An 11,120-nucleotide genomic window follows, 5' to 3' on the forward strand; every position below is an offset into this window, starting at 1 on the left:
CTCCGGCTCGCTGGGGTCCTCGTCATGCCCCCGCGCGAGCGGCGCTTATTCGGTTGCCGCCGCCGGTGCGGCCGGATAGGAAGCTCGCATGCTGAAGGGCGGCAAGGTCGGGCTCAGGGCCCGGCACGAGGACGACATACCGGTGCTGCGGGCGGAGCTCCACGGTGACGTGGTCACCCACGTGCGGGCCGAGGGCCGGCCGTGGCGGCCGGTCACGCCCGGGGCGGAGGACGGGCCGTTCACGGTGGACGACACGGACCAGCGGAACGTCCCGTTCTCCGTGGTGGAACTGGCCGGCGGCGCGCTGGTCGGCTCCGCGGTGCTGTGGGACATCGACACCCACAACCGCTCCGCGCACGTCGGGCTGGGCCTGCTGCCGTCCGCCCGCGGCAAGGGCTACGGCACCGACGTGGTCGCGGTGCTGTGCCACTACGGCTTCGTGGTGCGCGGCCTGCACCGGCTGCAGATCGAGACGCTGGCGGACAACACCGCGATGCTGCGCGCCGCCGAGCGCAACGGCTTCGTCCGCGAGGGCGTGCTGCGCTCCTCGGCGTGGGTGATGGGCGAGTTCCTGGACGAGGTGCTGCTCGGACTCCTCGCCCGCGACTGGACCCCGGACGCGAGGCGCTAGGCTCCGCCTCCCCCTCCCTCCGCCCGCACACGTCCCGCGAGCCCCTCCCCGTCACGCCCGGCGCACGCCCTGAACGGCGAAAAGGCGCTGTTCCAAGTGCTCCGGAACGCGAGTTAGCGTGAACGCGGGGGAACCGGACCGGTCCGACAAGCACTCGGCGGGGCCGCCCCGCAGGGGCACTCAGGAGGTGCTGTGCGAGCTCTGGTGTATGACCGGCTGTCCGCCAAGGCGAGCAGCCGCTACTACACCCCGTACCCCACCTTCGACTGGCCGCCCGCGCTGCCCGGGGACGAGTACTGGTTCACTCCGGAGCTGCTGTCCGTGCACGGTACGGAGTACGCCGACGAGCTGAGCGACAAGCAGCCACCACTGGGTCGGTGAGGAGAACGAGCACATGTGGCTCTTCGCCACCTTCTGCCAGAAGTACGGCGGCCGGATCTACCCGGACGACAGGCTCCGGCCGCCCTCCGCCGGCCTGGACCCGGCGCTGGAGGACTTCCTCGTCTTCGCCCGGATCCTGGTGTCCCAGCAGATCGTCGACCACTACACCGCACGGCTGGCCGCCGACACCCGGCTGCACCCGGCCATCCGGCAGGTCAGCCGGATCCACCACCGGAACGGGAGCCGGCACCTCGCGTTCGGGGCGCGGCTGGTCCGGCTGCTGTGGGAGCGGCTTGCGGAGGCCGGCCTGGGCGAGGACGGGCGGCGGGCCGCCGGCCGCTGTCTGTCGGAGTACCTGCGCGCGGCCATGGCGTCCTTCTACCACCCGGCCGCCTACCGCGACGCGGGCCTCGCCGCCGGGTCCGACCTGCGCAAACGACTCCTGGACCACCCGGCACGGCGGGCCGCGCACGCCCAGGTGCTGCACGAGACGACCGACTTCCTGAACCGGATCGGGGTGCCGGTGACCGTGTGACACCCACCCCGCCGACCGCGCCGGACGAGGTGTCCCTCATCGGCATCGCGGCCCGGGGTCGTTGAACGTGATCCCGGAGAAGTCACGCCCTTGGAGGACCGGCCCGTGCTGCGTCCCGCCGCTGATGGTGTTGCTGGTGTCGCCCTGGCCGGTTTCCAGCCCCCGCGCCCGCTGGTGCCAACGCGTCAGCTCGGCCAGAAACCACGGGTCTTGCTCCGCCCGGACTCCGAGGACCTCGCTCAGCGCCCGCGCCCGCGCGACATCGTGGGGAGCCTCGGCCAGGGAGACCAGTTCGGCCTCTCCGGTCGCCGGCTCCGGCGCCTCTCCCTCCGCGGGCCTTCTCCGCACCAGGCCGCTGAGCGCCGCCCACAGCTGCCGTCCGGCCTCGCCGGCCGCGCCGGTCGCCATCGTCACCAGGAGATCCGCCGAGATCGAGTCCATGCCCGCGCCCCTTGTCCCTCGCCGCAGCCGAACCGGTCGGAGCGCCATGATCTCAGAACGCGGGCCCCGTGGGCAGAAGGCGACCGGCCTCTCCCCGGGGCGGGAGAGGCCGGTTCGCGCGGCTATGACACGGTCGCGGGAATTGCCTTTGTCATATGCCCACGTTCGGGAGGGCAGGCACCGTTCGCCGTCACATAGGCAATGCAAGTCAGGGCGACGACGGCGAATATAACTTTCACTATCGAATGTACCTCGCGCTTCGTGACAGATGCAGACATGGGAGGAACGCAGGCCGAGCACGGCTCCGCCACGGAATGTGGGCGTCAGCGCTCCAGGCATGTCAGATCTTAGCCGGTCGTACGACGGCCTCAGCACGTCAAAGCGATCGGGCGATAACGCATCGATATCGAGAGCCGACGCGGTCGCTCTTACCGCGCGGACTCATTCAGCGCGCTGCGCAACTCCGCCAGGGCGCGGGCGGCGCGCTCCTCCTCGACCCGGGCCCCGAGCCGGCGACTGGCTTCGAGGCTCTCCGTCAGGTGGGCCACGGCCTGAGCCGTGCGCCCCGTGTCCCGCTCCGCCAGCGCGAGGTCGTAGAGCACGTCGGCCTCCTCGCCTGCCGCCTGGATCCGGCGGATCACCGCGAGAGCGGCGATGTGCAGGGGAAGAGCCTGCTCTGCGCGGCCGGCCGCGCGGTGGGCCCGTCCGGTCCCGTTGAGGGTGAGGGCCTCGCCGCGCCGGTCCCCCACGGCTCGCATCATCCGCAGGACCCTGTCGTACAGGGCGAGGGCCTCCTCGGTCTCCCCCAGCGCGTCCAGGACGCTCGCCAAATTCATCTGCAGAGCTGCCCGGTCCCTTTTGTTTCCCATTCCCTCCGCCACGCCGATCGCCTCGCGATATGCGTTCTCGGCGGCCTTCAGGTCCCCCGTCCGCTGGCACAGCTTCGCGATGTTGTTCAGCGTGCTGTAACGGCCTCGCTCATCCCCGATTTCCGTGAAATCGGCCAGCGCCGAAGTGAAGCATTGCAATGCCTCGCGGTTTTCCGCCAGATGGAGGTGGGTAATTCCCAGCAAGTTCCTGCTGCGCGCGATCTTCCGCTTGTTGTCCGTTCGCAGCAGGAAATGCAGGGACTTTTTTTGCAGCGCCTGTGCCTCGGCGTACTGACCCGTCTGCCACAGCGGGATCGACAATTGGTGAACGCACTCGCTCTGCAACTCCCATTCCCCGAGGGAACGTGCGACCTCCAGCGCCTCGTTCGCGGCCGACATGGCCTCCGCGTAGCGGGAGCTGTGGGTGCACACCGCGCCGAGGTCGAGCAGGGCACGCGCCCGGGACGCGCTGTCACCTGCGGCTTCCCAGTGGGCGACGGCGCGGCGCAGCAGCGGCTCGGCCGCGAGGACGTGCCCCTCCATATCCAGGAAACCGGCCAGCACATGGACCGCGATGGCCAGTTGGCGCTCGGTGCCGTGATGCGCGAGCCAGTCCAGGATGTCCAGAAGATTCGCGCCCTCGGTGATCAGCCATTGCTCGGCCGCCTGCGCGTCGGCGAGTTCCGGACATGACACAACAGGTGGTTCTGTACAGTCCGCGATCCGCGAGCGAAACGGATAGGCCAGCCTGTCCGCCCGGTCCGCGGTGGCGACATAGTGATCGACCAGGGCGCGCACGGCCCGCCGGCAGTCGTCTTCGGTCTCCACGTCACCGACTTCGGTCAGCGAGCGTGCGTAGTCGCGTAACAGATCGTGCATGGAGAACCGGTACGGGGATATCTCCGAAACCAGGTGATGGGCCAGCAGTTCCTCCAGCACCCGCCCGGCCGCAGCGACGGGCAAGCCGGTGAGCGCCGCCACCCCCTCGGGGGAGAATTCCGTGCCGACATGCAGCCCGATGCGCCGGAAGACCAGTTGCTGCTCCGCGTTCAGCGCACGGTAGGACAGGTCGAAGACACGGACCATCGCCCGTTCCCCGTCGTGCAGTTGGGCCAGGTGCGGGCCGCCGGTACGCAGTTGGCGCAGCAGGTCGGAGGTGCCCCACGAGGGCCGGGCGAGCAGTCGGCTGGCGGCGATCTCGATGGCCAGGGGCAGGTGGCCGCACATCCGGACGATCTCGGCGATGTCCCCCTCGTCGGCGCCGGGCCGCGCCCCCAGCCGCCTCGTGAACAGCGCGATCGCGTCCTCGTGCGGCAGCACGTCGAGGGAGACGGGCCGTACGCCGGGAAGCCCGGGGAGCCGGCGCCGGCTGGTCACGACGACCGCCGTCGGGGAGGCCCCCGGGAGCAGCGGACGGACCTGCTCGGATCCGGCGGCGTCGTCCAGGATCACCAGCATGCGGCGGTCCCGGGCCGTGGCTCGCCACAGGGCGACCAACTCGTCTGTGTCGTGGGGCAGTTCCTTGGCGTCCAGGCCGGTCAGCCGCAGCAGTTCGGTGAGGGCGCGGGCCGGAGTGGTGACCGTGCGGTCGGGATGGGCTCCGCCCAGGTGCAGGAAGACCCGCCCGTCGGGGAAGCGGTCCCGTAATCGGTGCCCCAGGTGCACGGCCAGCGCCGTCTTGCCGACGCCGCCCATGCCGTCGATCGCCTCCACCGTGACCACCACGGCCGTGCTGCCCTGGCCCTCGCAGAGCGCCGAGGTGAGCCGGCGCAGCTCCTCGCGCCGTCCGACCCACGGCACGTCCCTCGGGAGGTTGTCCGGGACCCGGTGGGAGGGCCGGGCGGGCTTCTTCTCGTCCCCACCGGTGCGCCGCAGCAGGGCCGCCGCCGGGGTGCCGGACAGGATGCCCTGGTGGACGCGGTGCAGGCCGCGTCCGGCGTCGAGGCCGATGTCGCGCACGACGCGCTGCCGCGTCCGCTGGAGCAGCCGGGTCGCCTCGGCCGTGCGGTCGCAGCCGTACAGGGCGATGGCCAGCCGCTCGGCCAGGGCCTCGTCCACCGGATGCTCCTCCGCCAGGGGCAGCAGCACGGGCACGGCGTCGGCGAACCTGCCCTCGCCCAGCAGGATTTCGGTGCGGGTCATCGCGGCCGCGAGGCTGGTCTCGCCGACGGCGGTGCGCAGGTGCTCCGCCCAGGAACCGGCGATCCCGGCCAGCGGTTCGCCGCGCCACAGCCCGTCCGCCCGGTCCAGCAGGCGCAGCGCGGCCTCCTGGTCGTCGCTGTCCCTGAGGGCACGCGCCTGGTGGACACAGCTCTGGTAGCAGCGCAGGTCCACCCGGTCCGGGTCGACCTGGAGCACGTAGGAGTTGGTGCGGCTGGTGATCGGGGGCGCGTCGCTCCCGGCGATCCGCAGGGAGGCGCGGATCCGGGAGACGTGCGCGTGCAGCGCTTCCCGGGCCTTGCCGGGCGGATGGTCGTCCCAGACACGGTGGATCAGGGTGTCCACGCTCACGGTGCGGCCCGCGTCCCATGCCAGGGCGGCCAGGGTGAGCCGGGTCTTCGTCGAGCGGAGATCACCGCGCCGGCCGGCCGCTCGTACCTCGACCGCTCCTGAGAGCCGAATCTCGAAGTCCACCAGCGTCCTCCCGCCGGTAGGGCCTGCTCCGGGTCTTCGAGAGTGTCATGGCCCCGCTCCCACAGGCCATAACCGGGACCGACCAGCACAAAATTGACCGATAAATAATCTCTTCGGCCCCCGCCCTTCCCCGAGTTCCTCCCCCACCCTTCCCGGAGTTTCGTTCCCATCCCTCCCGGAGCGGGGAGTGATTCCGTCAGGAGTCGAAAGGAGTCACTCACGTGGGAGCATCTCCTTCGGACACGCAACAGGCCCTGCTGGCGGCCCTGGCCGCCGGCGGTGCCGACCCGGACACCCCCGCCCGGCGCGAGCTGGCCCGGGTCGTGGACACCGCGGCGCGCGCGGACCCGGCGCTGGCCCGGCTCTGGCCCCCGGACGCCCGAGGGCCGCACCGGCCGGGGACACCGCCCTGGCACGAACTCGCGCGGGAGCTGACCGCCGCCGCCCTGCGGGACCCGGCGACGCGCGGCGCGCTCACCGACTGGTTACGGCGCCACGCCCCGTCTCCTCCCCCGCCCGCGGCACCCGGTCCGGTGCCGGGCACGACCGCCAACGCCGTCGGCGGGAACGCGGTGCTCCACGGCCCCAGCGTGCAGGCCCGGGACATCCACGGGGGCATCCACTTCCACCCGCCCGCCGAAGCGCCCCGCCCCCGGCCCCCGGTTCCCCGCCAGCTCCCGCCGGTGACGGCCCGGTTCATGGACCGGGAGGCGGACCGCAGGGCCCTGGACGCGCTGCGCGCCCAGCACCCCCCGCACGCGGCCCAGGTGGTGGTGGTCAGCGGGCTCGCGGGCGTCGGGAAGACCACGTTCGCCTGCCACTGGCTGCACGAGCACGCCGACAGCTTTCCCGACGGCCAGCTCTACGCCGACCTGGCCGGACAGGCCGTCGACGGGGAGAGCGGGCCGGCCTCGCCCACCACCGTCCTGGAGGCCTTCCTGATCGCGCTCGGTGTGTCGTCGCTCCCGGCCGGCACCGCCCAACGCAGCGCGCTGTGGCGTTCGATGACCTCGGGGCTGCGGCTGGCCGTGCTGCTGGACAACGCCTTCACCGCCGCCCAGGTACGTCCGCTGCTGTCCGGTTCGCCGGCCGGGATCACCTTGGTGACCAGCAGGAACAATCTGACCGGGCTGCGGGTCGACGGGGCGTCCCTGCACCGGCTGGAGGGGCTGCCCGCCGAGTCGGCCGTACGGCTGCTGGCCGTCGGCGGCGGGGCGCGGGTGGCCCGGGAACCGGCCGCCGCGCACGAGGTGGTCCGGCTGTGCGGCGGCCTGCCGCTGACCGTCGGCCTGGCCTCCGCGCAGCTCGCCATCCGCCCGCACCATTCCGTGTCCGCCCTGGCCGACCGCCTCTCCCGCGGGCAGGGGGCGGTCGATCTGCTGCGGGTCGACGGGGAGGCCGTGATGCGGACCGCGCTGGACATGGCGTACGACGTACTGCCGGAGGCGAGCGCCCGGCTCTACCGCCGGATGGGAGTGCTGCCCACGGACCGCCACGACGTGTGGATGCTGACCGCCGTCGCGGCCGACGACGAGCCACCGCGGGACGCCGAGCACCTGACCGACATCGCCGTCCACGCCCTCGTGGAGGCGAACCTGGTGGAGGAGACCGGGCCGGGCACCTACCGGTTCCACGACCTCGTCCAGCCGCACGCCCGCCGGCTGGGCGAGGAGCGCGAGGACCCCGCCCGGCGCGAGGAGGTACTGCGCCGGTTCGTCGGCTGGTGCCTGTCCACCGCGGCGTCGGCGGAGCACCTCCTCACCCCGAGCCACCGGCTGCCCGGCCACGACCTGCCCGCCGGAACGGTTCAGCCCACCCCGCTCGACGGTCCCGACGAGGCGCTGGCCTGGCTGGACACCCACCGCAACGGGCTGATGGGCGCCGTCCGGCACTGCGCGCGGGCCGGCTGGCACAGCGACTGCTGGCGGCTGACGGACCTCATCTGGCCCCTCTTCGTACGGCTGCGCCCCACGGAGATGTGGATCGAGGCCCACCGCCTCGGTCTCGAAGCGGCCCGGCGGAGCGGCTCCCGCCCGGGATTGGGCCGCATGCTCACCTCCGGCGCGATCGGCCTGCGCAACGCCGGAGAGTACGCGGAGGCGGCCGACTGGTACCGGCAGGCGCTGGAGCTGGCCACCGCCGACGCGGACGTACGGCAACAGGCCCAGGCGCTCAGCGGACTCGGGCACATCGCCCTGCTGACCGACGGGCCGGACGAGGCACGCAGCCACTTCGAGGAGGCACTGCGGCTCAGGGAGTCGATCGGCTACCTGCGCGGAGCGGCGCTCACCCGGCGGCGCCTCGGCGAGACCGAGCTGGCCGCCGGCGACCCGGCCACGGCCGCCGCCCACCTGCGGCGGGCACGAGCGGACCTGGACGCGCTGGGAGAGGCGTACGAAGCCACCCGGGCGCTGGCCCTTCTCGGACACGTCCTGGTCCGTGCCGGGGACTTCGCGGAAGGCACCCGGCTGTTACGGGAGGCGCTGCCCCGCTTCCGCGCGGGCAGCGCCCGCTCGGAGCACTGGGAGGCACGCTGCCTGGAGTGGCTGGGGCGGGCCGCCGAGTCGCGGGGCGACCGGGAGGAAGCCGTCGGACATTACGCGGCGGCCCGGGACCTCCTCGGCCGGCTGAGCCCGGCCGACGCCGACCGCCTGGACGACCGGCTGCGGCAGCTGTGATCGCCGCCGCTGCCGGCCCGTCCGGCCGCCCCCGCCTCAGCCGGGGAACACCGGCACGACAGCGCGCAGCGCGCCCGGCGCACCCCCGCCCGCCACCCAGGCGTGCACCACCGAGGCGACCGCCTGGGGCGTGGCCGGAGCCCGGGGCCCGCCCCGCTCCAGCCGGGCGCACCACGGGTCACCCGCCGCCCGCCGCACCCCGACCACGCACCCCGTGCCGAAGCCGGGCACGACCGCGGCGAGACACCCCGGGTGCCGCGCGAGCAGGTCCCGCACCCGCCGCCGGGCTTCCGTGACCGCCTCGGGCACCCGGCCGACCAGCACGTCGGCGTGCTCCCTCAGCTCCGCCGGCCCGTCCGCGTCCGCCCACAGGTGCGTGTCGCACGGGAGCCGTCCGGGCGGGTGGAGACACGGGGAGGGGTCCCGGTACGCGGATCCCCGCCCCGTGACCGGCAGCGCGTCGAAGCGGACGAGGGCCGGGCCGTGTGCCGCCCGGGTGTGCCAGACGACCCAGGCCGGCCCGCCCCGGAGGCCGGCCCGGCGGGGCAGGGCACCGGTGTGCGGCGGACGGAAACAAACGGTGGCCCACGCGGCCTGCGGCGCCGCGCCCCGGGCGGTCACGCGGCGGGCGGGCGGCGCGTTCACCCGGGCGGTCGGCGACCGGCGGCTCACCGCGCCGCTCCCCGGCCCGCGGGAATCTGCCACTGCCGCAGCGACGGAGGCGGCGGGGGCGGGGCGACGAGCGGCGCGACGGCGGGCTCGCCCAGCCGCAGCAGGCGGTAGACGACCGCGCGCATCCGCCGGTGGAACTCGCCCGGCGCCGACGACAGCGAGGCGGTCACCTCGTCGTACTGTCCCGGGCGGCGCGACTGGGCCGCGTACTCCAGCTGTTCGGCCAGCGGATACCCGGGGGCGATCACGGGCGCGACGGCGGTCAGCAGCGCGGTCGGGGAGTACTCGGACACCTCCCGCCGGGGGCCGGGCGTCAGCAGCAGCGTGGCCCGGGTGAGCGCGCCGTACACGGTCAGCGATCCGTGGTCGCCGATGATCCAGTCGGCCGCGATCAGCAGGGCCTGCCAGTCGGCCTCCGGCGGCACGAGCGCGACGCCCCGGTCCCGGCAGCCGGCCAGCCAGCCGCGCACCTGCCGCGTTCCGTGGCCCGCGAACACGTTGGGGTGGACCAGCAGCGCGATGCGGTAACCGTCGTCGGGAAGCCGGCCGAGCAACTGCGGCAGCAGGGCGTCCAGCCGCCCGAACGTCGAGGCCGGACCCCAGGTGGAGGTGACGACCACGAGTCGCTCTCCGCTCTCGATCCCCAGGGCCCGGCGGTACTCCTCCCGCCGCGGCAGGCCCGCCGTGATCCGGTCGACGCACGGATCACCCACCACGTGCGCGACCGGAAGCGCCTCCGGGCACGACCGCGCCAGTTCCGCCACGTCCCGTTCATGGGCGTAGGCGATCGCCGCCGGAACCAGGCGGCCTTCGTGCAGCAGGTGCTGCCTGCTCAGCATCCCCGGCGACCGGGGCTCCCCCGGGGCGAGCGAGCCGACGTCGGTGAGCAGTTTGATGTGCCCCGCCCCGTGCGAGACGCGCAGGACCGGAGCGCGCAGTTCGTGCACGCCGCGGGACCCCGCGGCCAGCACGAGGTCGAACTCCGTGCGGAGGGCCTCCTCCCAGGGCACCGTGGTGATGCCCAGATCGTGCAGATAGCGCGTGACCCCGCTGCCGAAGGCGTGCGGGGCGGCGGTGAACACCAGCTGGACGCGCAGGTCGGACTCCAGCAGGCCGAAGACTTCCTCCAGGCGCTGGGCGAACGTCACGGTGTGGACGACGACCAATACCCTTTTGCAGTCTCGTACGGTCAGCCAGTGTCCCTGCTCGATCAGTGCTGGTTTCGTGGTGCTGACGGACATGCGATCCCCCATCGCTCGTCGCCGTGTTCGGCGGTCGACAGGGAACTTCCCGGCCCGGAAGACGCTTTCCTTGCAGGGTCCTTGCAACTTCCTTGCCGGGGTTCCGGTCGGCGGCGCGGGTCAGCTCCGCGCGAAGAACTCCACCTCCGCGAGGGCCAGGTGGCGGCCCCGGGTCAGACCGGCCGGGGAGTTCAGGACCAGGCGCACCTCGGTGACATCGCTGAATCCGGTGGGGACCGTCTGGGGGCCCGGCTTGTCGGCGAGGGTGATCTCCTTGCGGTGCCGCTCGCCGTCCCGCGTGGTGATCTCCATGTCCATCCGCAGTGCGCGCGCCTCGTCGGCGTAGGCCTCCGGGGACTTCGACGCGCCGTTGGTGATGATCACGTCGACCAGCCGGAACGGCTCGCGGAAGGTGTAGGTCACCGACGCGCCCGGTGCCGGCGCGCCCCAGTAGTGGTTGCTCACCCCGTCCGTGGTGTTCCGCGCCGGGTGCCCGGACAGCTCGGCGCTCGCCTTGATCCCCACCGGGGTCACGGCCTTGGGCTTGCCCAGCTTGTCCCGGGTGTCCTCGAACAGCGCACGTCCGGCCGGCAACAGGAAGAGACCGGCCGCGCACAGCGCCACCAGCAATCCCAGGATCACCAGCAGCCGCACCCCCCGGCCCGAGCCGGCCCGCACCTTGCGGCGCAGCGGCCACACCGTCCGCCACCACGGCAGCGGATCCGGCTTCGCCGCCGGCCGCAGCTCGGCCGCGCAGCGGCGGCAGAAGCGGCGGCCCGGCGGGTTGGGCGTGCCGCAGGACGGGCACGGCGTGCCCGTCACCTCCTCCGGCGCCTCCACGGGCCGTACGACGGGACGCGGGGCCACCGGCTTCGCCGGCTGTACGGGCAGCACGGCATCCGGTCCCGGCCCCTGCGGGGAGGGCGCGCCCGGGGAGCGCGGGCCCGGCGCGTCCGGAGCCGACGGGACACGGGGCCCGACGGGGGGCTGTGCCGCCGCCGGGGGCTTCGGGGGCCGGGGCTGGGCCGGGGGCGTGGC

At 73.6% G+C, this 11,120-nt stretch carries 9 protein-coding genes; 4 read left to right on the top strand and 5 right to left on the bottom strand.

Features of this window, described 5'->3' with window-relative positions:
• Nucleotides 1-88 precede the first annotated feature (88 nt).
• From IH25_RS0135715 to IH25_RS0135725, 3 genes are all read left to right on the top strand, one after another.
• Complete coding sequence (locus tag IH25_RS0135715) at nucleotides 89-631, top strand: GNAT family N-acetyltransferase (RefSeq protein ID WP_030620761.1); 543 nt, start codon at nucleotides 89-91, stop codon at nucleotides 629-631.
• A gap of 192 nt (nucleotides 632-823) precedes the next feature.
• On the top strand, nucleotides 824-1,012 hold the full coding sequence (locus IH25_RS41460; protein ID WP_157847075.1) for a hypothetical protein: 189 nt from the start codon (nucleotides 824-826) through the stop codon (nucleotides 1,010-1,012).
• A gap of 13 nt (nucleotides 1,013-1,025) precedes the next feature.
• On the top strand, nucleotides 1,026-1,547 hold the full coding sequence (locus IH25_RS0135725; protein ID WP_030620763.1) for a diiron oxygenase: 522 nt from the start codon (nucleotides 1,026-1,028) through the stop codon (nucleotides 1,545-1,547).
• A 36-nt stretch (nucleotides 1,548-1,583) separates the two neighbouring features.
• Here the strand turns inward: IH25_RS0135725 and IH25_RS0135730 are convergent, their stop codons facing one another.
• Nucleotides 1,584-1,988, bottom strand: coding sequence for a hypothetical protein (locus tag IH25_RS0135730; RefSeq protein WP_030620764.1), 405 nt, complete (start codon nucleotides 1,986-1,988; stop codon nucleotides 1,584-1,586).
• Nucleotides 1,989-2,416: 428 nt separating this feature from the next.
• The gene (locus tag IH25_RS0135735) at nucleotides 2,417-5,491 is read right to left on the bottom strand and encodes an AfsR/SARP family transcriptional regulator (RefSeq protein WP_030620765.1); all 3,075 of its coding nucleotides are present in this window, start codon (nucleotides 5,489-5,491) and stop codon (nucleotides 2,417-2,419) included.
• A gap of 221 nt (nucleotides 5,492-5,712) precedes the next feature.
• Between IH25_RS0135735 and IH25_RS0135740 the strand changes: the two genes are divergently transcribed.
• Nucleotides 5,713-8,169, top strand: a complete 2,457-nt coding sequence (locus IH25_RS0135740; RefSeq protein ID WP_030620767.1) for an ATP-binding protein — start codon at nucleotides 5,713-5,715, stop codon at nucleotides 8,167-8,169.
• Nucleotides 8,170-8,205: 36 nt separating this feature from the next.
• On the opposite strand, the gene IH25_RS0135745 is transcribed toward IH25_RS0135740, so the two are convergent.
• The 3 genes from IH25_RS0135745 to IH25_RS0135755 all read right to left on the bottom strand — a co-directional run.
• Nucleotides 8,206-8,841 carry a hypothetical protein gene (locus tag IH25_RS0135745; RefSeq protein WP_030620768.1) on the bottom strand — a complete coding sequence of 212 codons (636 nt, stop codon included), beginning with the start codon at nucleotides 8,839-8,841 and terminating at the stop codon, nucleotides 8,206-8,208.
• Complete coding sequence (locus IH25_RS0135750; RefSeq protein WP_030620770.1) at nucleotides 8,838-10,082, bottom strand: hypothetical protein; 1,245 nt, start codon at nucleotides 10,080-10,082, stop codon at nucleotides 8,838-8,840. The genes IH25_RS0135745 and IH25_RS0135750 overlap by 4 nt, the downstream gene beginning before the upstream one ends.
• A gap of 120 nt (nucleotides 10,083-10,202) precedes the next feature.
• Nucleotides 10,203-11,120 (bottom strand): zinc ribbon domain-containing protein (locus tag IH25_RS0135755; RefSeq protein WP_342447395.1); only part of this gene is annotated, 918 nt, incomplete at its 5' end.

Source organism: Streptomyces achromogenes subsp. achromogenes (assembly GCF_000720835.1).
Lineage (GTDB): Bacteria > Actinomycetota > Actinomycetes > Streptomycetales > Streptomycetaceae > Streptomyces > Streptomyces achromogenes.